Source organism: Parafannyhessea sp. LCP19S3_B1, from assembly GCF_052121955.1.
Taxonomy (GTDB): Bacteria; Actinomycetota; Coriobacteriia; order Coriobacteriales; family Atopobiaceae; genus Parafannyhessea.
This window is the reverse complement of the sequence record NZ_JBQKDH010000011.1, coordinates 65,217-88,724: the sequence shown is the minus strand read 5'-3', so window position 1 is coordinate 88,724 and position 23,508 is coordinate 65,217. Positions and strand designations below refer to the sequence as shown.

At 69.5% G+C, this 23,508-nt stretch carries 16 protein-coding genes; 9 read left to right on the top strand and 7 right to left on the bottom strand.

Annotated elements, in window-relative coordinates; genetic code table 11:
- Positions 1–202: 202 nt before the first annotated feature.
- Entirely contained in the window at positions 203–1,147 is a 945-nt protein-coding gene (locus tag ACTQWE_RS07485) for a 3-hydroxyacyl-CoA dehydrogenase (protein WP_170104485.1), read from the bottom strand.
- 601 nt (positions 1,148–1,748) lie between these two features.
- Here ACTQWE_RS07485 and ACTQWE_RS07480 point away from each other — a divergent pair.
- Positions 1,749–2,999: an MFS transporter gene (locus ACTQWE_RS07480; RefSeq protein WP_441856238.1), complete on the top strand. Its 1,251-nt coding sequence runs from the start codon at positions 1,749–1,751 to the stop codon at positions 2,997–2,999.
- Positions 3,000–3,081: 82 nt separating this feature from the next.
- Here ACTQWE_RS07480 and ACTQWE_RS07475 read toward each other — a convergent pair whose 3' ends face one another.
- The gene (locus ACTQWE_RS07475) at positions 3,082–3,477 is read right to left on the bottom strand and encodes a winged helix-turn-helix transcriptional regulator (RefSeq protein ID WP_441856236.1); all 396 of its coding nucleotides are present in this window, start codon (positions 3,475–3,477) and stop codon (positions 3,082–3,084) included.
- Between the two features lie 113 nt (positions 3,478–3,590).
- On the opposite strand from ACTQWE_RS07475, the gene trxA reads away from it, so the two are divergent.
- Positions 3,591–3,908, top strand: a complete 318-nt coding sequence (trxA, locus tag ACTQWE_RS07470; protein WP_441856234.1) for a thioredoxin — start codon at positions 3,591–3,593, stop codon at positions 3,906–3,908.
- A 185-nt stretch (positions 3,909–4,093) separates the two neighbouring features.
- Here the strand turns inward: trxA and ACTQWE_RS07465 are convergent, their stop codons facing one another.
- The gene (locus ACTQWE_RS07465) at positions 4,094–5,128 is read right to left on the bottom strand and encodes a DUF4179 domain-containing protein (protein ID WP_441856232.1); all 1,035 of its coding nucleotides are present in this window, start codon (positions 5,126–5,128) and stop codon (positions 4,094–4,096) included.
- Positions 5,088–5,726 carry an RNA polymerase sigma factor gene (locus ACTQWE_RS07460; protein WP_441856230.1) on the bottom strand — a complete coding sequence of 213 codons (639 nt, stop codon included), beginning with the start codon at positions 5,724–5,726 and terminating at the stop codon, positions 5,088–5,090. The genes ACTQWE_RS07465 and ACTQWE_RS07460 overlap by 41 nt, the downstream gene beginning before the upstream one ends.
- Before the next feature lie 194 nt (positions 5,727–5,920).
- On the opposite strand from ACTQWE_RS07460, the gene ACTQWE_RS07455 reads away from it, so the two are divergent.
- The gene (locus ACTQWE_RS07455; RefSeq protein ID WP_441856228.1) at positions 5,921–6,601 is read left to right on the top strand and encodes a pentapeptide repeat-containing protein; all 681 of its coding nucleotides are present in this window, start codon (positions 5,921–5,923) and stop codon (positions 6,599–6,601) included.
- Positions 6,602–6,741: 140 nt separating this feature from the next.
- On the opposite strand, the gene ACTQWE_RS07450 is transcribed toward ACTQWE_RS07455, so the two are convergent.
- Entirely contained in the window at positions 6,742–8,994 is a 2,253-nt protein-coding gene (locus ACTQWE_RS07450) for a glycogen synthase (protein ID WP_441856226.1), read from the bottom strand.
- A gap of 272 nt (positions 8,995–9,266) precedes the next feature.
- On the opposite strand from ACTQWE_RS07450, the gene ACTQWE_RS07445 reads away from it, so the two are divergent.
- Positions 9,267–9,977: an HAD family hydrolase gene (locus tag ACTQWE_RS07445; protein ID WP_441856224.1), complete on the top strand. Its 711-nt coding sequence runs from the start codon at positions 9,267–9,269 to the stop codon at positions 9,975–9,977.
- Between the two features lie 27 nt (positions 9,978–10,004).
- Here ACTQWE_RS07445 and ACTQWE_RS07440 read toward each other — a convergent pair whose 3' ends face one another.
- The gene (locus tag ACTQWE_RS07440; RefSeq protein WP_441856222.1) at positions 10,005–10,637 is read right to left on the bottom strand and encodes a uracil-DNA glycosylase family protein; all 633 of its coding nucleotides are present in this window, start codon (positions 10,635–10,637) and stop codon (positions 10,005–10,007) included.
- A gap of 287 nt (positions 10,638–10,924) precedes the next feature.
- Between ACTQWE_RS07440 and ACTQWE_RS07435 the strand changes: the two genes are divergently transcribed.
- The gene (locus ACTQWE_RS07435; protein ID WP_441856220.1) at positions 10,925–12,097 is read left to right on the top strand and encodes a DUF389 domain-containing protein; all 1,173 of its coding nucleotides are present in this window, start codon (positions 10,925–10,927) and stop codon (positions 12,095–12,097) included.
- Between the two features lie 9 nt (positions 12,098–12,106).
- On the opposite strand, the gene ACTQWE_RS07430 is transcribed toward ACTQWE_RS07435, so the two are convergent.
- Positions 12,107–12,997, bottom strand: a complete 891-nt coding sequence (locus ACTQWE_RS07430; RefSeq protein WP_441856218.1) for a LysR family transcriptional regulator — start codon at positions 12,995–12,997, stop codon at positions 12,107–12,109.
- A 207-nt stretch (positions 12,998–13,204) separates the two neighbouring features.
- On the opposite strand from ACTQWE_RS07430, the gene ACTQWE_RS07425 reads away from it, so the two are divergent.
- The 4 genes from ACTQWE_RS07425 to gltB all read left to right on the top strand — a co-directional run bounded on the left by ACTQWE_RS07425 (position 13,205) and on the right by gltB (position 23,506).
- Positions 13,205–14,203 (top strand): DMT family transporter, encoded by a 999-nt coding sequence (locus ACTQWE_RS07425; RefSeq protein WP_441856216.1) that lies wholly within the window; start codon positions 13,205–13,207, stop codon positions 14,201–14,203.
- A gap of 430 nt (positions 14,204–14,633) precedes the next feature.
- Positions 14,634–16,778 (top strand): GmrSD restriction endonuclease domain-containing protein, encoded by a 2,145-nt coding sequence (locus tag ACTQWE_RS07420; protein WP_441856214.1) that lies wholly within the window; start codon positions 14,634–14,636, stop codon positions 16,776–16,778.
- 168 nt (positions 16,779–16,946) lie between these two features.
- Positions 16,947–18,473 carry an amidophosphoribosyltransferase gene (gene purF, locus ACTQWE_RS07415; protein ID WP_441856212.1) on the top strand — a complete coding sequence of 509 codons (1,527 nt, stop codon included), beginning with the start codon at positions 16,947–16,949 and terminating at the stop codon, positions 18,471–18,473.
- 374 nt (positions 18,474–18,847) lie between these two features.
- The gene (gene gltB / locus ACTQWE_RS07410) at positions 18,848–23,506 is read left to right on the top strand and encodes a glutamate synthase large subunit (protein WP_441856210.1); all 4,659 of its coding nucleotides are present in this window, start codon (positions 18,848–18,850) and stop codon (positions 23,504–23,506) included.
- The last annotated feature ends 2 nt before the right edge of the window (positions 23,507–23,508 follow it).

The window sequence follows — 23,508 nt, the reverse complement described above, 5'->3', positions numbered from 1 at the left end:
ACAAGTGGTGGCGTGGAGCCATCTACATACCGCATGTTGTGTTTGTGAGGTACGCAACGATGCTTGCGGGGGCGGCGGGCGTCATGTAGGCGCGCTGCCGGCGGGCGAGAAGGGCGGGACGCCCCGGCCGGCGCGTTCGCGTCCGGTCCGGGGCGTCCCTCGTCCACGGGATGTCACGGCCTGGGAGGCCGTCTCGCCCAGGCTACTGCTTCGGGTACTCGTAGAATCCCTTGCCCGCGTTGAGCCCCAGCTCGCCGCGGTCGATCTTCTCCTTCAGCTTTGCCGCGACCCTCGCCTGGACGGTGCTGGGGTCCTTGGCGCGCGGGTCCATGATGCCGATGTTGTACGCCGTGGTCAGGCCCACGATGTCCAGGATGCGGAACGGGCCGGCGGGGGCGCCCGTGCCCAGCGTCCAGGCGCGGTCGATGTCCTCCGGCGTCGCGACGTCGTTGGCCCACAGGGCCTCGGCGGAGCTCAGGAACGGCACGAGCATGGAGTTCAGCAGGTAGCCCGGCTGCTCCTTGTTCACGCGCAGCGGGATCATGCGGATGGACGCCGCAAACGCGATCGTGGCCTCGAACGCCTCGTCGCCGGTGCCGGCGTGGCGCATGACCTCGGCCGTGGGGTGCGACCAGATCTCGTTCGCGAAGTGCAGCGCCAGGAACTTCTCCGGGCGGCCGGTGGCCTCGGCAAACTGCGAGGGCAGCAGGGTGGAGGAGTTCGTGTCGATGATGGTGCGCTCGGGCAGGTGCTTCGCGAGCTCGGTGTAGAACGCCACCTTCTGCTCCACGTTCTCCGCCACGGCCTCGATCACCAGGTCCGCGTCGCCAAACGCCTCGTCCCAGTCCGTGGTGAGCCTGATGTTGGCGTATGCCGCCTCAACCTTCGCCTTCGCGTCCTCGCAGCTCTGCGGGGTCACGTCCTCGCGTGGCATGAGGCCGTACGCGTAGGCGGCCGGGCTCTCCTTCATGGCGTCGAGCGTCTTGAGGTACGTGGCGTGCAGGTAGTCGAGCTTCGGCTGGCAGCGTCCGATGGAGGCCTCCGTGCGCAGCCAGATGGTGACGTCGTATCCGCTGTACGCGCTCTGGAACGCGATCTGGCTCCCCAGCACGCCGCCGCCGGCGACGGTTACCTTCTTGATGTCCATGCGGTTTCCTTTCTGCGGCATGGCCGCTCTGACAGCAATGCTCCTCTCTTACCCAGCGGCCCACCGAGCGTTCCCAAACCGGTCGGAATCGTCGGTGGACGGTTGTTTGCTCAGGTAGTTGCGGTGCGTAAAATGCGATGACGCCTGTGTCAAATGCAAGGCCGCAAAGGTTTCGGCCCGCCATCGCGCGCACCGAACGCCCGCGATCGAAAATGCCGAATGCACCCAAGGTTGACCGGCGCCGCGGGAGGCGGTATAACGGGTGTCAACAAATTCCTAGTTAGCAAGTAGGTATTAGGCTGCGGGGGTTTGCGGGGTATCGCCCCGAAATGGTTCACGAGGGACCACGGCCAGGGCCGCGGCCGGCGCGTGAGCACGGCGACGAATCACTCTCCTCTCCCGTCGCCGGTGCCCCCCAGCGCGCGTGCCGGGCGCACGCCTGTAGGTCCCGGACGACAGGCGGCGCGGGTGCACGGCAGGCGACCGGGCACCCGCGCCTGCCATGTCGCGCGCGGACGCCGTGCGCGCCGCCTTGCGCCGCCCGCGCCTCGCCCCGAACGGCTAGACTGGACAGTCCGTTACGGAAGGCGAGGGGAGTGCGATGGCGGCATCTAGCAGGAGCGGCGCCCGTGGAGGGGCGGAGGGCGCCGCGGACGAGAAGGACGGGCGGATCCAGCCCAGGCAGTGGCTGGCGCTCGCGGGGCTCGCGGTCGCGGCGTTCGTGTTCAACACGTCGGAGTTCGTCCCGATCGGGCTGCTCACGGACATCGGCGCGTCCTTCTCGCTTGCGGAGGAGGGCGCCGCGCACATGATCTCGGTGTACGCGTGGGGCGTCATGCTCATGTCGCTGCCGCTCATGGTGCTCGCGTCCCGCGTGGGGTTCAGGCGGCTCATGCTGGGGTTGCTCGCGGTGTTCGCCGCCGGGCAGTTCCTGTGCGCCGCCGCGCCCACGTTCTGGCTGCTGGTGGCGGCGCGCCTGGTGGTGGCCGCCGCGCACAGCGTGTTCTGGGCCGTGGTGATGGTGGTGGCCGCGCGCGTGGTGGACCCGCGCGCGTCGTCCGCGGCCATAGGCCTCGTGGCCACGGGCAGCTCCGTCGCGCAGATCGTGGGCATGCCGCTGGGGCGCGCCATCGGCCTCGCGCTGGGCTGGCGCATGACGTTTGCCGCCATGGGCGCGGCGGCGGTCGCCACGCTCGCATACCTTGCGCTCGTCTTTCCGTCCATGGGGCCGGGGGAGCGCTTTCGCGTGGGGCAGCTGCCGGGGCTCCTTCGCAACGGGTCTCTCGTGGCGCTGTACGTGGTGACGGTCTTCCTGGCGGCCGGTCAGTTCGCGGCGTACAGCTACGTGGAGCCGTTCCTGCTGCGCGTGGCGGGACTCCCCGCGCGCGGCGTCACGCTGGCGCTCTCCGCGTTTGGCTGCGCGGGCCTGCTGGGAAGCGTGCTCTTCTCGCGCCTGTACGACGGCAACCGACGCGTCTTCCTGGCGGCGAGCCTTCTGGGCGAGTCCGCCGTGCTGTTCTTGCTGCTGCCTGCTGCCGCGTCGCCGGTGGGCATGGTCGCGGCGCTCGTGGCGTGGGGCGCGTGCCAGATGGGCTACGGCATCGCGTTCCAGGCGGTGCTCATAGACTTCGCGCGCCCGGAGGAGGCCACGGTGGCCATGGCCATATACTCCGGCCTGTACAACCTGGGCATAGGGGGCGGCACCGCCCTTGGTGGCGTTGCCGTGGCGCGCCTGGGCGTCGCATCCGTGGGCATGGTGGGAGGCGCGCTTGCGGCCGCGGGCACCGCCGTGGCGCTTGCGTTCTTGCTGCCCCGCATGCGGTGCGGCAGGGGCGGGGCCGGCCCGCGCTGACGCCTGCGCTGTCGCGCCCACCGCGGCGCGGGTCGATTGCCGCCGGCCGTCGGCGCGGTCTGGCACCTGCCTTCCGCCGCGTTTACAGGTTCTTCTCGCCCCAGTCCCTCAGCTGCATCAGTATGGGCACCAGCTCGCGCGCCTGCGGCGTCAGGCTGTACTCCACGCGGACCGGCATCTCGGCGTACTGCGTGCGCAGCACCAGGCCGTCGGCCTCCAGCTCCCTGAGCGAGGCCGCCAGCATGGTGTTGGTGATGCCAAACACCAGGCGGCGCAGCTCGCCGTAGCGCAGCTCGTCCGCCTGCGACAGCGCCACGATCAGCAGGATCTTCCACTTGCCTCCCACCGCGTCCAGCACGCGCCGCAGCGCGCAGCCAGACCCGGTGACGCTGGGGTCCGCGCTCGCCAGGCAGGGCGACGGATTCTTCGCATGTGCCGCCGTGGTCGTGCGAGCAGCATTCTTGCTGGTGGCTGCCATGGTCAGTCTTTCCTTACCACGTATATCCAAACTGCGTACTTGCTCAGGAAAACATACCACGTACAGTGGTGTCAACGACCAAGGCGCAAGGCGCCAACAAGAGAGGAGCAACCATGGAGTACAGGTTCACGAAGGAGAACTTCGAGTCGGAGGTGCTTGGGAGCGACGTCCCCGTGCTGGTGGACTTCTATGCGGACTGGTGCGGGCCCTGCCGCGCGATGATGCCGGTGGTGGAGCAGCTCGCGAAAGAGTACGACGGCCGCCTCAAGGTGGGCAAGGTCAACTCCGACGAGCAGCCGGAGCTTGCGTCTGCCTTTGACGTGATGAGCATCCCCAGCTTCTTCATCATCAAGGACGGCAAGGTCGTCGACCGGCTGGTGGGTGGCATGCCGAAGGAGATGCTCGCCCAGCACGTCGACGCCCAGCTGTAGCGCCGCCCGCGCAACACCTTGCGCGTGGGTGCGCCGGCGGTGGCGCCCTCCTCCAGACAGTCTACATCCCCGCGGCGCAATCGCGCGCGGCACAAGAAAGCCCCGCCGGAACGTCCGACGGGGCCTTGTCCGTGCTCTGTCCTACATTCACGCCCCCTGGGCGAGAAGTGCCGCCTCCTCGCTCACTACGCCGTCGCGGTGACGCCAGCGAAGCTTATGGACGCGACGTCGCTCGGGTCGACCACGCGGTCGAAGAAGGAGCCCATGCTCACCACGGTCTTCCCGTCCTTCTCGCTCGAGCTCGCGGCGCCGGTGGGCACGGTCATGGTGGTGCCGTCCCTCATCGTGACGGTGATGTCGCCCAGGTCAAGGTACTTCGGCGACCACCTGCCGCTCGCGGGCGCCTTCTCGGTGCCGTTCACGGTGTAGTCGATCGTGACGCCGACGGGCGATACGCTCACGCCCTGCACGCTGCCGCTGGTCCCGGCGACCTCGAGGCTGCCCGTGGGCTTCAGGCTCACGGAGTCGCTCTCGTAGTTGAGCTTAAACTTCAGGTTCCAGCTGCCCGTGGCGATGGTGCCTGCGTCGTGGTAGCCCTTGTCCTGCAGGGTGATGCCCCTGAAGCTCGTCCTCATGGTGGCGCCGATCACGTTTGCGTCTGTCGTCATCTTCGTGACCATCTGGATCGCGTTGTCGCTGGGGTCCGCGTCGTAGAAGTAGCTCTCTCCGCCCGCGCCGGATGTGCCGTCCACGCTCTGGTCGAAGTCCGCGTTCGGAGTCTTGCCGTCGATCGTGAGCGTGCCGTTCGCGTTCGTCGCGACCTTGCCCAGGGGCTTGCCGTCCGCACGGCGGATACTGTACACCACGGCGTAGTTGTGCTCGTCTCCCATGATGGCGTCCGCGCTGATGGTCACGCCGTCGCTCGTGGCGACCGCGTCCACCGGGCGCCCGACCTTGTTCCTCACCTTGGTCGGCGCCGTCGACCCCAGGAACACGTCGTCGAAGGCGCTTGCCACGCTCACCAGCTGGCCGCTCGCGTAAGCGTAGCCGCCCATGCCCACGGCAAGCGCGAGGCCGGCGGCCACGGCAGCGACGGCAAACCTCGGGCGCCTGCGCACGCCCGCCGCCCTGCCGCGGACGCCCGGGCGACACGCGCCGCCCCTCTCGCCCTGCGCGGCGTCAGTCGCAGACAGCGCGGCCGAGGCCACGGCCTGGGCCATCTGGCTCATCCTTTTGGAAGAAAGAGAGACCCGATCCATCTCGTCCCGATACGCCCTCATCGTGGTTTCCATCGCTCTTCTCCTCCAAGCTCTTGCGCAGCTCCGCGCGGGCGCGGCTCAGCCTCTTCGTGATGGCGGCCTCCGTCGCCCCCGTGGCCCGCGCTATCTGCCTGATGCTCATCCCCTCGTAGTAGTACAGGTACACCGCCTCGCGGTACGGGGGAGAAAGGCGCATCACCGCGGCGGTCACCCGCCCGGGAAGCTCGCTCTTCTCCACCAGGTCCTCCACCTGGGCGGACTGGTCCGCGACCTCGCCCGCCGCCGTCAGGGCGACGTTGCGGCTCCTGGCCGCGCTGCGGAGCTCGTCCTTGCAGGCGTTCGCGGTGCAGCGGATGACCCACGCCCTCTCGTGCTCCGGGCTCTCGAACGGCCGACGCCTGCAGATGAGCTTGCAGAGCACGTCCTGGCTCACGTCCTCCGCGTCCTGCCGCGAGCCAAGGTATGTGTAGGCAAGCCGCATTGCGAGGTTGCCGTACGTCTCCACGAGGCGCCGGGCCTCCCGCTGCACCTCCTCCTCGCGGCCTCTTGTTCTAGGCATGATGTCCTCTTTTCCGTTTGTGAGCGCTCGCCTACAACACGAGCGTGGGCCAAAAACCTGACGGCGGGCCTTGGGAAGGCGCGGCTCCACATTGTGCGCACGCGCCCGGGCACGGCGGTGGTGCCGCGTGGCGCGCGCCGCGGACATGGGCTATAGTTTCCAGCGTTTGCAGGAATCTGGCAGCCAGGGGTTATATGAGGGAAAAGGTCGTGGACGAGAGGCGCTTTCAGGGCGTGGAGCTCGTGGGGCAGATCGTGGCGCACGAGCGCTTCCTGCGCTGCGAGTTCGTGGGCTGCGTCGCGGACGGGTGCTCGTTTGGGGGCTGCACGTTCGAGGAGTGCAGCTTCGTGGGATGCCGCATAGCGGACCCGCGCGCACAGAACAGCTTCCTGCGCGCGTGCGACTTCGAGGACTGCGAGCTTTCCGGCGTGGACTGGGCGCTCTGGTGGCCGGAGGACCGCGGCGGCTCCGCGCTTTCCGGCGTGCGCTCGTGCCGCCTGGAGCGAAACGCGTTCGACGGGCTCAACCTGCGCGGGGGCACCTTCGCGGGCAGCAGCGTGCGCAACAGCCGCTTTGACGCGTGCGACCTGCGCGACTGCGACCTGCGCGGCTGCGACCTTTCCGGCACCTGCTTTGCGGACTGCCGCATGCAGCGGGCAAACCTCACGGGCGCCCGCGGCTACCGCCTGAGCCTCCTGCGCAACCGCGTGCAGGGCGCGCGCTTCACCTACCCGGACTGCCTGGCGCTCCTCGAGGGCACGGGCGCCGTCGTGGTGCCGGGCGAGCGTGACGCAGCGCCTGCGGACGGATCGCCTACAAACGCAGCGCCTGCGGGCGAGAAGGACGGCCGTCCCGACGCGCCGGCATCCGCGTAGGCCACGCCCTTCTCGCCCCGCGCAAGGCGAGGCCCGGCCCCCCGCGGTGGCTTTCGCGTCGCGGGGGCCGGGCCATGTGATGCCGTGGGCCCTCTGTCGGGTGCGGGCCCGCCGTGGGGCCGCGTGCGGTCGCGCCGCGGCTACTGCGTCAGCTCGAGATACAGGTCGCGGTACTGCCTCGCGGACCTCTCCCAGCTCACGTCCTTCGCCATGTCACGCTGGACCATCTCGTCCCAGCAGAAGCGGTTCGTGAAGAACAGCGTCTTCGCGCGGTTGATGGCGTCGTACAGCAGGCCGGCGTCGTAGCGGTCGAACGTGAAGCCGTTGCCCTGGTTGCTGAACTTGTTGTACGGCTCGACCGTGTCCTTCAGGCCGCCGGTCTCGCGCACGATGGGGATGGTGCCGTAGCGCATGGCGATGAGCTGCGTCAGGCCGCAGGGCTCGAAGCGCGACGGTACCATGAGCGCGTCGACGCCGGCGTAGATCTGGTGCGAGCGCGCCTCGTCGTACATGATGTTCGAGCAGACGGTGCCCTTGTACGCGTTCTCGTAGTAGCGGAACGAGTCCTCGTACTGCGCGTCGCCGGTGCCCAGAAGCACGATCTGCGTGTTGCCGTCAACGAGGCCGGGGATGACGGCGTTCACCAGGTCCAGGCCCTTCTGGTCGGTCAGGCGCGATATCAGGCCAAGGATCATCTTGCCGTCGTCCACCTCCAGGCCAAGCTCCTCCTGCAGGGCGCGCTTGTCCTCGCGCTTCTTCTGGATAACGTCCTCGACGTCGTACGGCGTGGCGATGAACTTGTCGCGCGCCGGGTCCCAGATGTCCACGTCGATGCCGTTCACGATGCCGCGCAGCTTCCAGGAGTGGTAGCGAAGGTGCGCGTCCAGCCCCTCGCCGTACTCCGGGCTCTGGATCTCTTGCGCGTAGGTGCCGCTCACGGTCGATATCATGTCCGCGTACGCCAGGCCGCCCTTCAGGATGTTCGCCTCGGTCCAGTCCTGCTGCAGCGCGCCCTCGTTGAAGACGTAGTCGGGCAGGTTCGTCCAGTACTTGATGGTGGGGATGTTGTACTTGCCCTGGAAGCGCAGGTTGTGGATGGTGAGGACCACCTTGGAGCGGCCGAGCTCCGTGTTCTGGAACATGGTCTTCAGGAACAGCGGCACGAGCCCCGCCTGCCAGTCGTGGCAGTGGATTACGTCGGGCGTCCAGTCCAGGAAGTTGAGCGCGGCGAGCGCGGCCTTGCTGAAGTAGCAGAACCTGGGGATGTCGTCCACCAGGTTGGTGTACGGGTTGCCATAGCTGAAGAAGTCCTGGTTGTCGATGAAGTCGTACACCACGCCGGACTCGTCCACGTACTCCATGATGCCCACGTAGAAGCTGCGCCCGTCGGAGCAAAGGTCCATGTCGAACGCCCCGCGGTACACCATCTTCTCCTGCCACTCCTGCTTGATGCAGGCGTAGCGCGGCAGGATGACCTTAACGTCGCAGTTCTGCTTCACGAGGGCCTTCGGCAGCGCGTACATGACGTCGCCCAGGCCGCCCGTCTTCACGAACGGGTAGCACTCGGACCCTATGAAGGCGATGGAGCGGCGCGGCTGGGGGAGAGGAGCGGGCTCCGGCTTTGGTGCCGGTGCGGCCTTCGGCTCCGGCTTGGCCGCGGCCTTGGGCTCTGCCTTCGGCTCCGGCTTGGCCTCGGTCTTGGGCGCGGCCTTTGCTGCGGGCTTTGCCTCGGCTTTTGCAGGCGCCTTCTCGGCCGGCTTCGCCTTCTGCTCGACCTTCGCGGCAGCGGGCTTTGCGGCCGGCTTCGCCGCAGGCTTGGGCTCGGCCTTTGCTGCGGGCTTTGCCTCGGCTTTTGCAGGCGCCTTCTCGGCCGGCTTCGCCTTCTGCTCAACCTTCGCGGCAGCGGGCTTTGCGGCCGGCTTGGGCTCCGTCTTCGGCTTCGGCTTTGAGGCGGCGACGGGCTCGGCCTTGGCAGCGGGCTTTACGGCCGGCTTCGCCGCAGGCTTTGCGACCGGCTTCGCCGCGGCCTTCGGGGTGCTCTTTGCCTCGGACTTCGCGGGTGCCTTCTCGGCCGACTTTACCTCGCTCTTCTCGCCCGCGGGCTTTACGGCCGGCTTGGGATCCACCTTCACAGGTGCCTTCGCCGCGGGAGTCACCTTTGCCGCGGACTTGGGGGCTGCCGGTTTGGCCGCAGGCTTCGCAGCGGGCTTGGGGGATGCGGGCTTCGGGGTTGCGGTGGCCTTCGCCGCCGGCTTCGTGGCGGCCTTGGGCTCCTCGGTCGCCTTTGGCGCCGGCGCGGGCGCCGATGCCTTGGATGCCGGCTTCGCGGCGGTCTTGGGCGACGCCTTTGAGGCTGACTTTGCTGTGGAGGAGGTCCTCTTCTTGGTAGCCATGTGCATTCCCCTTATCCGGATCAACGGTTCTGGCGGCCAAACGCGCCCGGCACCTGCCGTGGGACGGCCGCTCGCATCCCCTCCATTGTACTTAATGGCGGCGCACCAGAGGCGTCTTGGGGTTGTCTGGTGGCTGTTTGCCCCTGTGCGTAGCGCGTGCCGCCGGCCAGAAATGCCGCATGTCGCCGCTGCGTCGCCCGGGCCTTCTCGGCGGCGTTTGGGGCCGTGTTGGGCTCTTGCGCGGGCGCGCCGCCACGCGCTACAGTGGGCGCATGGACGCGATTCTGTTTGACATGGACGACACCCTGTACGACCAGGCGCTGCCCTTCGCGCGCGCCGTGCGCAGGGTGCTGGGAGAGGTGCCGGGCGCCACGGCCGAGGGCCTGTACCTTGCGAGCCGCCGCCACTCCGGCGAGGTGTTCGCGGCGTACGCGGCCGGCGAGCGCCCGACGGACGCCATGTACGTGCGGCGCATGCAGCGCACCATGGCGGAGTTTGGCGTGCGCGTGGACGATGCGTGCGCCCTCAGGCTGCAGCGCGCCTACACCGCGCGCGACGACGCGGGCATGGTGCTTTCCCCAGCGATGGCGTCCGCGCTTGACTGGTGCCTTGCGCACGCGCGTTGCGGCGTGGGTGTCGTCACGAACGGCACGCCGGACCGGCAGATGGACAAGTGGCGAGCGCTCGGCCTGGGCAGGTGGATACGGCCGGAGCACGTGTTTGTCTCGGACGCGCTCGGCGTGGCGAAGCCGGACCCCGCCATCTTCCGCGCGGCGCTTTCCGCCATGGGCGCCCGCGCGGCGCAGTCGCTGTACGTGGGCGACGCGTTCCAGACGGACGTGGTGGGCGCACGCGCGGCCGGAATGCGCGTGGTGTGGCTCAACCGCAGGCGCCGCGCCGTGCCAGGGGACGCCCGCGTGCGGCCGGACGCGGAGGTCCGTTCCGACGAGGGGCTTCTGGACCTCCTGCGCACGTCCCTCTAGCCCTTGGCGTCCCGGCCCAAGGCCGCCTTACCCGGCCAGGGCCTCCGCCACGCGGCGGCGCAGCTCCGGCACCACGTCCTCCTCGAACCACGGGTTCCTCTTCATCCAGATCTGGTTCCGGGGTGAGGGGTGCACCAGCGGAAAGCGCTCCGGCAGGTACAGCCGGTAGTCGCGCACGACGTCCGTCAGCTTCGCGGAGCTCTTCAGCCCCAGGTAGCGCCTCGTGGCGTACGAGCCAATCAGCACGGTCAGCCGCACGTCCGGCATCAGCTCCAGAAGCCGCGGGTGCCACTTCTGAGCAAAGCCCCTGCGCGGCGGCAGGTCGCCGCTTTTGCCCTTGCCGGGAAAGTAGAAGTCCATCGGCATGATCGACACCCTCGCCGGGTCGTAGAACGTCCGCGCGTCCATCCCCAGCCAGTCGCGCAGGCGCTCGCCGCTCTTGTCGTTCCACGGGATCCGCGTGTCCTGCGCCACCCGTCCGGGCGCCTGCCCAATGATCACGATGCGCGAGGTCGCGCTCGCCGTGTACAGCGGGTCGATCCCCGCCCGCGTGTACGCCTCGTTCTGCGGGTCCGCCTTGATCGCCTCGAATATACGCTCGAACCTCTGGTCGCCCTCGCCCGGATCGCCCTGTGCCCGCCGCTCGTCTTCCTGCCGCATGTGCCCCCGCACCGTCCTTCTCGCAATTGTTTTGCGGGCCGCCCTGTGCCCGCGCCGCCTGCGGGCACGCGCCCGCGGCACCCAGTGTAGGACGCCGACGGCAGCCATTCCGTTGCAGGTGCAACGCAGCGTGCGGCCACGGGCGGCATCGGCCGCGCCGCGGACGGCCCTCGCGGGCAAGGGGGACGGCCCCCGCGGTTTAGGCCGCGCCATACGGGATAGAATCACCTCGACCACGAACATGGCGGCGCGCGGACGCCTGCGCGCCGAGGCGATGGAGGCGAGGCATGGGCGAGGTCGGGTCGGGCGGTCCGTCGGCGGGGCCGGGAGTCGCGGGCAAGTCGCGTGCGGGCGCATCCGCCGCGCGCCGTCGCGCCGCGCATGGGGCAAACCCGCTTGCGCGGGCGCTGTCCAGCGTGTTCAACCTGCGGGCGGGGCGCGCCAGCTACCAGGACATCCGCCGGCGCTTCGTAAACGGCTCCAAGCTCAACGGCACGCACCTGTGCATCCTCATCGTGGCGATGCTCATAGCGTCCATCGGCCTGAACACGGACTCGACGGAGTGCATCGTGGGAGCCATGCTCATCTGCCCGCTCATGGGCTCCGTGCTCGCCATCTCGTACTCCGTGGCCACGGCGGACGTGCGCCTGCTGCGCGACGCGATCGTGGGTCTCCTCGTCCAGGTCTGCATCTGCCTTGCCACGTCCACCCTGTACTTCGTGCTGTCGCCCCTGAGCGGCGTCACGAACGAGCTGCTCGCGAACTCCAACCCCACGGTGTGGGACATCCTGGTGGCGCTTGCGGGCGGCTTCGCGGGCGGCCTGGGCAACTCGCGCAGGCAGGAGCCGTCCACCCTCATCGCGGGCGTCGCCGTGGCCACGGCCCTCATGCCGCCGCTGTGCGCCGCGGGCTACGGCATCGCCGCGCGCGACCCGGCGCGCTTCGCGAGCGCGTTCTACGAGTTCGCGCTGAACGTGGTGTTCATAGCGCTGGCGGCAGAGATCGTCCTTCTCATCCTGCGCGTGCCGCTGCACCGCGAGGTGGGCCCGGACGGCGTGGTCGCCCTTGAGGAGGAGGTCGCGGAGGAGCGGCTCTCGCGCCGCATGAAGCGCTTCATCCTGGTGGCGACCATCGTGTTCATGATCCCGTGCGTGCTCGCGACGGCCGACATGGTGCGCCAGGCGGCGGGCCCCGGCGCCGCGGGCGCGCAGAGCGCGGACGAGTACCAGGTAGACCTGACGACGCGCGAGCTTTCCGCCGTGTGCCCGTCGCTCGTGGAGTACCGCGTGGGCACGGAGTACGTTGCCGAGGCCGGCCACGCGACGGCCACGCGCCGCGTGGTCGCCACGGTGAGGACGAGCGCGCCGCTTGACGCCACGCAGAGGTCGCGCCTGCGCGCGCTCATTCGCGTGCACGTGAAGAACCTGGACGGCGTCACGTTCGAGGTCGCCGGCGGCTAGGCCGCGCGCCTACTGCAACAGGTCCGCGTTGTCCGGGCTCGTCAGGAACCCGACGAACGTTCGCGCCACCGCCGTGAGGCCGGCCGGGTCCAGGGTCGCGATGCCGATGGTGCGCCAGCGCGCGGGCGAGAAGGGCCTGACCTCCACGTCGAAGGCGGAGTTGCGCAGGATCAGCTCCGGCATGACCGAGACGCCAAAGCCGTGCTCCACCATGGCGAGGGCCGAGAAGTCGTCGTTCAGGGCGTAGCGCACGTTGAGCGGGCTCGGCGAATCCGCGAGCGCCGCGCGGATGTCCTGCTCGGATCCGCGCAGGGGCATGACCAGCTCCTCGCGGGCCACCTGCCCCACGCTCACGCGCCGGCGCGCGGCGAGCGGGTGGTCGCGCGGGAGGATGGCCATCATCTGGTCGCGGCGCAGCGCGTGGAAGCAGAGCTGCGGGCTGCGCACCACGGACGTGAGGAAGCCCAGGTCCGCGCGGCCCTCCTGGACGCGCTCCGCGATGTCCTCGTAGCCGCCGGCGTAGATCTGGAACTCCACCTGGGGATAGCTCCTCTGGAATCGCTCGATCATGCCGGGCAGCCACTGCGTGGAGACGGACGTGAACGTGCCGATGCGCAGCGCGCCGGCGACCACGTGGTTGACCTCGTGTATGGCCTGCTCGAGCGCGCGCTGCTGGTTTACGAGCGCCTGGATGCGCGGCAGCAGCAGCCGGCCGTTCTCCGTGAGGGCGACGCCCGCCTTGCCGCGCGTGAGCAGCGCGACGCCGCACTCCTGCTCAAGCGCGCGGACGGCGTGGCTCACGCCGGACTGCGTGTAGCTGAGCGACTCCGCCGCGCGCGTGATGTTGCCGAGCTCGACGACCCTCAAGAAGATCTGGTAGCGCTCCATGCCTGCGGCCATGCGTGCCTCCGGTTACGTTTTTCCTGGTATGAGGGCATGCCGCGGGCGGGTGCGCGCGTCCTTCTCGCCCAGGGGCGCGCCGGCGGCATAACCAGTACACAGTGTAATGGATGCAAGTACAAAGATGAAGTTAACAAATGGCTGGGAGGCGCGTAAAACTGTTCGCGGAACATTTTTGGCGGGCATGCTCACGGGACGGAGAGCTTGATGGAAGTTGCGCGCAGGGCGGGCGTCGGCGCAGGCTGGACGCAGAGGCAGGCGGACCTCATGATCGCGGTCATCGCGTGCGCGTGGGGCAGCTCCTACCTCATGATGCAGGTGGGGCTCTCTTCCATCCCGCCGTTTGGCATGGTGGCGCTGCGCTTTGGCATCGCGTTCGTCGCGGTCGCGGTCATCTTCCGCAAGAGGCTGCGCGAGATGACGGCCTCCGTCGTGGCGCGCGGCGCCGTGCTCGGGCTGCTGCTGTGCGTGTTCTTCGGGCTGCTGATGTACGGCCTGAAGACGACGCCCGCCTCGACCGCCGGCTTCCTTACCAGCGCAAAGGTCATCTTCGTGCCGCTTATCGTCGCGGTGGCAACGCGCAGGGCGCCCAGCCGCGCCACGCTCGCGGGCATCGGGATCTGCGTCGCGGGGCTTGCGCTGCTGACGCTGAGCGGGCCGGTCTCCCTGGGCGGCGGCGCCGGGCTGTGTCTGGCGGGCTCTGCGGTGTACGCGCTGCAGATCGTGGCGACGGACACGTTCTCGCGCTCCGACGACGCGCTGCTGCTGGGCATCTGCCAGCTGGGCTTTGCGGCCGTGTTCGGCGCCGCGTTCAACCTCGCGTTCGAGGGGCCGGTGCTTCCGCAGTCGAGCGCGGAGTGGGGCGCCGTGCTCGGCCTCGCCCTCGTGTGCAGCGCGTTTGGCTTCGCGATGCAGCCGGTGGCGCAGAGCCGCACCACCGCGACGCACGCGGGGCTGCTGTTCTCGCTCGAGTCCGTGTCCTCCGCGGTGCTCTCGTTCGTGTTCCTGGGAGAGGTCATGGCGCCCCAGTGCTACCTGGGCTGCGCGCTCATCCTGGCGGCCGTGCTCCTGAGCTCGCTTGCGGACGGCGGGTCCGAGGCCAGGGACGCCGCGGCGGGCGTGCCCGCGTACTCCGCCCCCTCGCACGGCGGCATCGCGCGCGGCCTCGCGACGGCCCGCGCCCACGCGAAGCGCGCGCAGCAGTAGCGCTCGACGCGCCCGCGCGGCGCCTGCGATGCGCGGAAGCTGTCGCGATGCGCGGAAGCTGTCAGATTGTGGTGCCTCGCACTACGGAATTGCTCGCTCCCGTCAGATAGTGGTACCACTATCTGACGGGAGCTATTTCTGTCAGTTGGTGGGGTCGCCGCGGCACCACTTTCTGACAGGAGGCGATCCTGTCAGTTAGTGAGGCTTCCGGGCTTACCACTTTCTGACAGGAGGCGATTCTGTCAGTTAGTGAGCCGGCCATGGCGCCACTATCTGACAGAACACGCCTCCATCGCATGCTTCTGTCAGTTGGTGAGCCCACCGCGGCACCACTAACTGACAAGAGCAGCTTCTGTCAGTTAGTGAGGCCATTCGGGACGCCACGGGCCGCCGGCACCGCCCGGCGCGGCGGCGGGAGGGAAAGCGCAGCATGGACGCAGGCGTACGCAGGGTCATGGGGCTCATCAGCGAGATGAACGTCCGGTACGTGGTGCCGGTGTACCAGAGGCCGTACTCGTGGGGAGAGGAGCAGTGCCTCCAGCTGTGGGACGACATCCTGGCGTGCGGGCGCTCGCGCGAGCAGACGCACTTCACGGGCTCCATCGTCACCATGCAGGATGGCACCGCCTCGCCGCAGGGCGTCGCGGCGCTCGCCGTGATCGACGGCCAGCAGCGCATCACCACCATCGCGCTGCTGCTGGTGGCGCTCGCGCGCTACGCGGACGCGCACGAGGCGGAGCGCCTGCCGTTCTCGCGCCAGGAGATCCTGATGAGCGGCTACCTCACGAACCCGTTCCGCTCTGGCGACGACCACTACAAGCTCACGCTTTCCAAGGGCGACCGCGCGACGTTCCGCGCCGTGGTCGACCACCTGGAGGATCCGTCGCGACCCGCTCCGGAGGGGCCGTCCAGGATCCTGGACAACCTCGCGCTCTTCGAGCGGCGGCTGGACGCGCTCGCGGACGTCGCGCTCGTGTGGGAGGGGCTGCGCCGCCTGGAGGTCGTGTCCGTGACCATGGCGCAGGGGCGCGACAACGCGCAGCTCATCTTCGAGTCCATGAACTCGACCGGCAAGGACCTCAGCGCTGCGGACCTCATCCGCAACTTCGTGCTCATGAAGTACCCGCTGGACCGCCAGGCCCAGGCGTACCAGACGTACTGGAGGCCGCTCGAGGACGTGCTGGCGCCGCTGGGCGACGAGGGTGCGTTCGACGACTTCGTCCGCTGCTTCTTCCAGATGGCCTACGCGCCGGAGCGCCTGGGCGACGCGGACCTGTACCAGGTGTTCAAGCGCTACGTCAGCGCGAACGCGTACGACGCGAACGACCGCATGGGCTTCCTCTGCCTTCGGCTGAAGGACTTCGCCGGCTACTACGTGGACGCGGTGCGCGGCGGCCTTTCCGGCGCGGACGCCGCGGACCCCGTGGCCAGGAGGACGTCGTTCCACCTGGCGGCCGTCGCGCGCCTCGGCGGCGCCGCGGCGCGCCCGCTCGTGCTGGAGCTCTTCCGCAGCTGCCGCCGCCGCGAGTGCACGCGCGAGCAGCTGGCGGACATGCTCGGCGTGCTCGAGTCGTACCTGCTGCGTCGCGCGGTGTGCGACTGCGAGGGCAGCGCGCAGGAGCACTTTCTGCGCCACCTCGTGGCCAAGCTCGCGGCGGTGCGCAGCGCGGGCGAGAAGTACTACGAGTCCTACGTGGCGCTCTTCCTTGTGGAGGAGGGCACCCCGCGCCGCTTCCCCACGGACGACGAGTTCCGCCGCGCCCTCCTCACGCGCGACTGCTTCGGCTTCGCGCAGGCGCCGTTCCTGCTCGCGCGCCTGAACGCGCACCTCGCCGCGGGCGACGGCTCGGACGGCGCGGCGACGGACTCGGCCGCAGCCGCCGCGCAGGCGGGCGTGCCGGGATCTGCCGCGGACGCCTCCGCGCTGCCGGAGGGCTGGGGCGTGGAGCACGTCATGCCCGTGGGCGCGCTTGCGGACCCCGCATGGGCGCAGGCGCTGGGGCAAGGCGCCAGGCTCGCGTTCGAGCGCGGCGTGAACGCGCTCGGCAACCTCGCGCCTTCCGCGTACCCGTACGACCTGCAGGACGGCACCCTCGCGCAGAAGCAGGGGCGCCTCGCGCGCGACGGTGAGGGGCGTCCCGTGGACGTGCCGCTCTGCCGCGACGTGCTCGCCGCGAAGTCGTGGGGCCCCGCGCAGATAGAGGCCCGCGGCCGCGCCCTCGCGGACGTCGCCGTGGGCGCGTGGCCGCTGCCGCGCATGGACGCGGCCGCGCTCGAGGCGTTCAGGCCGTCGCGCCGCGCGGCGCAGGTGAAGACCGTCACGTGGCAGGACCTGGTGGACGCCGGCGTCGTGCAGATGGACGACGTGCTCGTGAGCGCGAGCCCCATGTACCCGGGACGCGCGACCGTCACGTCCACGGGCAGGATCATGCTCGCCACCGGCGAGACGTTCGACGAGCCCACCGCCGCCTACGAGCGCTTCCTCGGCTCCGTCGGCGCGCACGAGACGGGGCTGAACGGCTGGACGCACTGGCGCCTGGGCGAGGGCGGCCCGCTCTTGGACCAGCTGCGCTAGGCGCGGGCCCGGGCGCCTTCGGGCGTCTGCTGCTTTTTTGTTACCCGCGCGCAGGCGCCGCGGCGCCCGGGACTGCAAAGCGCTAATCTGTGCTAGTAATCGTGGCAGGGCACGGCGATGCGCCGGCACACGGGACGCGCGCACGCGCGGCAGAGGGGGACCATCGACATGGGTTATGACGAGCGCTTTGGCCTGCGGGCGACCGTGGGGGAGGACGACTCGCTCCACGACGAGTGCGGCGTGTTCGGCGTGTGGGCGCCCGGCCGCGACGTCGCGAGGATCACGTACTTCGGCCTGCACGCCCTGCAGCACAGGGGGCAGGAGTCCGCGGGCATCGCCGTCGGCAACGGGAAGTCGGTGCTCGTGCGCAAGGACCGCGGCCTCGTGAGCCAGGTGTTCACGGACGCGGACCTCTCCGCGCTCTCCGGCAAGGCCGCCATCGGCCACGTGCGCTACGGCACGGCGGGCGGAGGCGGCTTCGACGCCGCGCAGCCGCACTTCTCGCTCATAGACGACGTCACGATCGCGCTCGCGCACAACGGCACGCTCGTGAACACGTCGGGCGTCCGCCGCGAGCTGGTGCAGATGGGCGTGCCGTTCCGCTCCGAGACCGACTCCGAGGTCGCGTGCGAGCTCATTGGCTACTTCACGAAGAAGTCCGGCCACCTGCGCGTGGGCATCCGCCACGCCATGCAGATGATCGAGGGCGGCTACGCCATGGTGTTGCTGCGCGAGAACGCGCTGTACGCGTTCCGCGACCCCAACGGAATCCGCCCGCTGGTCATCGGCGCGCTCGGCACGGAGGGCTGGGTCGTCGCGAGCGAGACGTGCGCCCTCGACATCGTGGGCGCGACGTTCGTGCGCGAGGTGCGCCCCGGCGAGATCGTGCGCATATCCGACGGCGGCATCCTCTCCGAGCAGGGGATCGAGCCGCGCCACGAGGCGCAGTGCATCTTCGAGGACGTGTACTTCTCGCGCCCCGACACCGTGGTGCGCGGCCGCTCCGTGTACTCCATGCGCTACGAGATGGGCCGCCAGCTGGCGCGCGAGGCCCCGGTCGACGCGGACCTCGTGATCGGCGTGCCGGACTCCGGCATGCCGCCGGCGGAGGGCTTCGCGTCGCAGAGCGGCATCCCGTTCGGCGAGGGCCTCATCAAGAACCGCTACGTCGCGCGCACGTTCATCCAGCCCACGCAGGAGATGCGCGAGATGGGCGTCCGCATGAAGCTGAACGCGCTTTCGGACAACGTGGCCGGTCGCCGCGTGGTGATGGTGGACGACTCCATCGTGCGCGGCACCACGTCCAAGCAGATCGTCCGCATGCTCAAGGAGGCGGGCGCCACGGAGGTCCACGTGCGCATCAACTGCCCCGAGGTCGTGTGGCCGTGCTTCTATGGCATCGACACGGACGTGCAGCGACAGCTCATCAGCGCAAACAAGGGCGTGGACGAGGTGCGCGACTACATCGGCGCGGACAGCCTGGCGTTCCTCTCGCTCGAGGGGCTCAGGCGCTGCGTGCCGGAGTGCGGCTACTGCGACGCGTGCTACACCGGCCGCTACCCCGTGCGCATCCCGGAGGCGTTCTCGGCCGGCAAGTTCCTGGACGGCTTTGCGCCCACGTTCCCGTACGACGACGGCGGGGAGGCCAGCGTGCCGCCCGTGGCGGACGTGCGGATGGACGCCCCGCGCGACTAGCGCGACCAGCACCCAGGCGACCTGCCCATGACGCCCGCGGGCGGAGGGCGTGGGCCGAGGGTGCGGGCGAGAAGGACGGCGGCGAGAAGAACGGCAGCCCCTGCGGGCGCGGCCACGGGGTCGCGCCCGCTTCTTGGTGGCGGCCCCCGTTGCGCAGGCGCGGGGCCGCGGCGTTTGCCCCCTGCGCCGCCCACATGTGAGGACGCGGCTTTTCTCACCTATCTACCTGCGCGTATTTCGATTGCGCTACGTGTGCGCTACCCGTTCGTGTCAGGGTCATTATGATTTTGGCAATCGGGCCCCTCCGGGCGGGGCCGGCCGTAAACTAAGCTGGACCACATCTGCCACCCATGGCACAGGCGAGAGGAGACCCGATGTCAGGCCATGATTCCCAGGAGGCCGCCCAGATGCCGCGGACGCGCCGCGACGGGGAGGGATACGAGCCCCAGGGGCTGTACAGACCGGAGTACGAGCACGACGCGTGCGGCATCGGCGCGCTGGCGAGCCTACGCGGCGAGCGCTCGCACGCGATGCTCGACGACGCGCTCGCGGTGCTCATGAACCTGGAGCACCGCGGCGGCAAGGGCCTGGAGAAGAACACGGGCGACGGCGCCGGCGTGCTGCTGCAGATCCCGCACCGGCTGTTCCGCAGGGAGGCCCAGCGCGAGGGCCACATCCTGCCGGCCGAGGGCGACTACGGCGTCGCCATGCTGTTCTTCCCGCAGGACGCCGAGGGCTACCGCGACGCGCGTCGCGTGTTCGAGGACGGCTGCGCGCAGGAGGGCGTGCCCCTGCTGTTCTGGCGCGAGGTGCCCGTCGACCCGCACGACCTGGGCGACACGGCGAACCGCTGCCGCCCGCACATCGTGCAGGCGTTCTTGGGCAGGCCCGACGCGACGGCCGCCGGCCAGGACTTCGAGCGCCAGCTGTACGTGACGCGCCGCGTGGTCGAGAAGATGGCCGAGCAGGAGGGCGCGCTTGCGGGCAAGACGTTCTACGTGTGCTCCATGAGCGCCCACACCATCGTGTACAAGGGCATGCTCGTGGCGACGCAGCTGCGCTCGTTCTACCGCGACCTGGGCGACGCCTGGGCCGAGACGGCCATCGCGCTCGTGCACTCGCGCTACTCCACGAACACGACGCCGAGCTGGGAGCGCGCGCACCCCAACCGCTACATCATCCACAACGGCGAGATCAACACGCTGCGCGGCAACGTGAACGGCGTCCGCGCGCGCGAGCCGGAGCTGTACTCGCCCGTGATGGGTGCCGAGCTCAAGAAGGTCATGCCCGTCATCAGGAGCGAGGGCTCCGACTCCGCGGTGCTCGACAACGTGCTGGAGTTCCTCGTGATGAACGGCCGCTCGCTGCCGCGCGCGGTCTCGATGCTGCTGCCCGAGCCGTGGGACAAGAACACCCAGCTCTCCCAGGAGCGCCGCGCGTTCGGCGCGTACCAGTCCATGCTGTCCGAGGCGTGGGACGGACCCGCCGCCATCGCGTACACCGACGGCCACTACATGGGCGCGGCGCTCGACCGCAACGGCCTGCGCCCCGCGCGCTACTACGTCACGCGCGACGACCGCCTCATCCTCTCGTCCGAGGCGGGCGCCTGCAACATCGAGCCGGAGGACATCGTCCAGGCCGGCTCGCTCGGCCCCGGCCAGATGCTCCTCGTCGACCCCGACAAGGGCCGCGTCGTCTGGGACGACGAGCTGAAGGATGCGCTTGCGCGCGAGAAGCCCTATCGCGACTGGGTCGCGCAGGAGACGCTGGGCGTGGACGACCTCGCGCCCGCGGCCGAGGGCGACGAGGAGGGCGAGGCCGCCGACGCGCAGACCCCGCTGCCGATCCGCCTGGCGCGCCACGGCTACCACTTCGACGACGTCGAGGAGGCCATCGGCCCCATGGCCGTCACGGGCAAGCGCCCCGGCGCCTCCATGGGCGCGGACATGCCGCTCGCCGTGCTGTCCAGGCGCTCCCGCTCGTTCTTCGACTACTTCAACCAGCTGTTTGCCCAGGTCACGAACCCGCCCATCGATGCGCTTCGCGAGGACTTCGTCACGTCGTCCATCCTGTACCTCGGCAATCACGGCAACCTGCTCGAGGACCAGCGCAGCAGCTGCCGCCTCATCAGGCTGAGGACCCCCATCCTCACGCAGGACGAGTTCAACCGCATCCTGCACGTGGACATGGTCGGCTTCGGCTGCCGCCGCTTCGTCGCGTCGTTCGACCGCGACGGGGGAGAGCACGCGCTCGCCGAGGCGCTCGACCGCCTGAACAACGAGGTGGAGGCCGCGGTCCGCGAGGGCGTGAACATCATCGTGCTCTCCGACCGCGTCCCGGACGGGCAGGTGCCCGTGCCGTCGCTCCTCTCGCTCGGCTCCGTGCACAGTCACCTCATCAGGCGCGGCCTGCGCATGCGCGGCGACATCGTGGTCGAGACCGGCGACGCCATGACGCCGCACGACTACGCGTGCCTCGTCGGCTACGGCGCGTCCGCGATCTGCCCGTACCTTGCGCACCAGCTCATCCGCGAGATGTCCGCGGACGGCCGCATCAAGGTCGACGCGAAGACGGGCGTCGAGAACTACAACAAGGCGCTGACCGCCGGCATCGTGACCATCATGTCCAAGATGGGCATCTCGACGATGCAGGGCTACCACTCCGCGCAGATCTTCGAGATCATCGGCCTTGCTCCGGAGGTCGTGAGCGGCTGCTTCGAGGGCACCCCGAGCCCGGTGGGCGGCCTTACCATGGACGACATCCAGCGCGAGTGCGAGGGCCGCTACGACGAGGGCGAGGCGCAGCGCAGGAGCCCGTCCCCCGACCAGCTGGCGAGCTCTGGCATCACGAAGTGGCGCCCGCTGGGCGGCGAGCAGCACATGCTGACCCCCGAGGTCATCTACCTGCTGCAGCGCGCCGTCCGCGAGGGCAGCTACGACCTGTTCAAGCAGTACAGCGCCGCGCTGCACAGGCCCGGCCGCTCCATCGTGCTCTCCGACCTTCTCTCCTTCGTGCCCCTGGCGTCCGGCCCCGTGCCGATAGACGAGGTCGAGCCCGCGAGCGAGATCGTGAAGCGCTTCACGAGCGCGGCCATGTCCTACGGCGCCATCAGCGAGGAGGCCCACGAGGCGCTCGCCATCGCGATGAACCGCCTGGGCGGCAAGTCCAACACGGGCGAGGGCGGCGAGAACCCCATCCGCGAGACGACGCTGCCGAACGGCGACTCCACGAACTCCGCGATCAAGCAGGTCGCGTCCGCGCGCTTTGGCGTGACGAGCCGCTACCTGCGCAGCGCGAAGGAGATCCAGATCAAGATGGCCCAGGGCGCGAAGCCCGGCCAGGGCGGAAACCTGCCCGGCAAGAAGGTATGGCCGTGGGTCGCGGAGGTCAGGAACTCCACGCCCGGCGTCGGCCTGATCTCGCCCCCGCCCCACCACGACATCTACTCCATCGAGGACCTGGCGGAGCTCATCTTCGACCTGAAGAACGCGAACCCGGACGCGATGGTCTCCGTGAAGCTCGTGAGCGAGGCCGGCGTCGGCACGATCGCGACCGGCGTCGCGAAGGGCGGTGCGGACAAGATCCTGATCTCCGGTGCGAACGGCGGCACGGGTTCCGCCCCGCGCGACTCCATCTACCACGCCGGCCTGCCCCTGGAGCTTGGCCTTGCCGAGACGCAGCAGACGCTGCTCCTGAACGGCCTGCGCTCCCGCGTGGTGGTCGAGGCCGACTCGAAGCTCATGGACGGCCGTGACGTCGCGATCGCGTGCCTCCTGGGCGCCGAGGAGTTTGGCTTCGGCACGCCGGCTCTCGTCTCGCTTGGCTGCCTCATGCAGCGCGACTGCCAGCAGGACACCTGCCCCGTAGGCATCGCGACGCAGAACGCGTGCCTGAGGAAGCGCTTCGCGGGCAAGCCGGAGCACGTGATGAACTTCATGCTGTACACGGCCGAGGAGCTTCGCGAGGTCATGGCGAGCCTGGGCTTCCGCACCGTCGAGGAGATGGTGGGCCACGTGGAGTGCCTGCGCCAGACCGGCGTCGAGGACAACTGGAAGGCCTCGAGAATCGACCTGAGCCCGATGCTCCAGAAGGTCGAGAACGACCTGGGCAAGTCCTTCCCGGGCGCCGAGGTGCCGCACTTCGTGCCGAGCATGGCGCCGGACGTGGGCCTCGATCGCACCCTGGACGCGACCCTGCTGATCCCGTACACCAAGGAGTGCCGCGCGACCATGGGCCGCATGCACTTCTCGGTGGACATCGCGAACGTCGACCGCTGCACCGGCACCATGCTGGGCTCGGTCATCACGAAGGAGCACCCGAAGGGCCTGCCCGACGGCTCCATCGAGATCGACTGCGCGGGCTCGGCCGGCCAGAGCTTCGGCGCGTTTTTGCCCGCGGGCGTGACGCTTAACGTCCACGGCGACGCGAACGACTACTTTGGCAAGGGCCTCTCCGGCGGCATCCTGACCGTGGCGCCCGCTGAGACCGCGACGTACAAGTTCGACGAGAACGTGGCCGTGGGCAACGTTGCGTTCTACGGCGCGACCGCGGGCAAGGGATTCATCAACGGCCTTGCGGGCCAGCGCTTTGGCGTGCGCAACTCCGGCGCGACCATCGTGTGCGAGGGCGTGGGCAACCACGGCTGCGAGTACATGACGGGCGGGCGCGCCCTGATCCTGGGCCCCGTGGGCGTGAACTTCGCCGCGGGCATGAGCGGCGGCATCGCGTTCGTGTACGACGAGAGGCACGTCCTCTCAGCCCGCGTGAACCGCGACATGGTGCTCCTGGAGAAGCCGACCGAGGACGACCTGGAGTACGTGCGCGCGCTCATCCGCGAGCACGCGGACCGCACGAAGAGCCCGCGCGGCATCAAGATGCTCTATCAGTTCGACGACATCAAGGACGACTTCGTGAAGGTCATCCCGCGCGAGTACAAGCGGGTGCTCGACCTCACTGCCGAGGCGAAGGCCGCAGGCATGAGTGACGAGGCTGCGGCCGAGCATGCCTTCGAGGTCATGAGGGAGGGGATGTAGCC

Bases quoted from the DNA above. Each gene is read 5' to 3' on its own strand.
- ACTQWE_RS07485 (WP_170104485.1), bottom strand. From the start codon at position 1,147: ATGGACATCAAGAAGGTAACCGTCGCCGGCGGCGGCGTGCTGGGGAGC.
- ACTQWE_RS07480 (WP_441856238.1), top strand. From the start codon at position 1,749: ATGGCGGCATCTAGCAGGAGCGGCGCCCGTGGAGGGGCGGAGGGCGCC.
- ACTQWE_RS07475 (WP_441856236.1), bottom strand. From the start codon at position 3,477: ATGGCAGCCACCAGCAAGAATGCTGCTCGCACGACCACGGCGGCACAT.
- trxA (WP_441856234.1), top strand. From the start codon at position 3,591: ATGGAGTACAGGTTCACGAAGGAGAACTTCGAGTCGGAGGTGCTTGGG.
- ACTQWE_RS07465 (WP_441856232.1), bottom strand. From the start codon at position 5,128: ATGGCCCAGGCCGTGGCCTCGGCCGCGCTGTCTGCGACTGACGCCGCG.
- ACTQWE_RS07460 (WP_441856230.1), bottom strand. From the start codon at position 5,726: ATGCCTAGAACAAGAGGCCGCGAGGAGGAGGTGCAGCGGGAGGCCCGG.
- ACTQWE_RS07455 (WP_441856228.1), top strand. From the start codon at position 5,921: ATGAGGGAAAAGGTCGTGGACGAGAGGCGCTTTCAGGGCGTGGAGCTC.
- ACTQWE_RS07450 (WP_441856226.1), bottom strand. From the start codon at position 8,994: ATGGCTACCAAGAAGAGGACCTCCTCCACAGCAAAGTCAGCCTCAAAG.
- ACTQWE_RS07445 (WP_441856224.1), top strand. From the start codon at position 9,267: ATGGACGCGATTCTGTTTGACATGGACGACACCCTGTACGACCAGGCG.
- ACTQWE_RS07440 (WP_441856222.1), bottom strand. From the start codon at position 10,637: ATGCGGCAGGAAGACGAGCGGCGGGCACAGGGCGATCCGGGCGAGGGC.
- ACTQWE_RS07435 (WP_441856220.1), top strand. From the start codon at position 10,925: ATGGGCGAGGTCGGGTCGGGCGGTCCGTCGGCGGGGCCGGGAGTCGCG.
- ACTQWE_RS07430 (WP_441856218.1), bottom strand. From the start codon at position 12,997: ATGGCCGCAGGCATGGAGCGCTACCAGATCTTCTTGAGGGTCGTCGAG.
- ACTQWE_RS07425 (WP_441856216.1), top strand. From the start codon at position 13,205: ATGGAAGTTGCGCGCAGGGCGGGCGTCGGCGCAGGCTGGACGCAGAGG.
- ACTQWE_RS07420 (WP_441856214.1), top strand. From the start codon at position 14,634: ATGGACGCAGGCGTACGCAGGGTCATGGGGCTCATCAGCGAGATGAAC.
- purF (WP_441856212.1), top strand. From the start codon at position 16,947: ATGGGTTATGACGAGCGCTTTGGCCTGCGGGCGACCGTGGGGGAGGAC.
- gltB (WP_441856210.1), top strand. From the start codon at position 18,848: ATGTCAGGCCATGATTCCCAGGAGGCCGCCCAGATGCCGCGGACGCGC.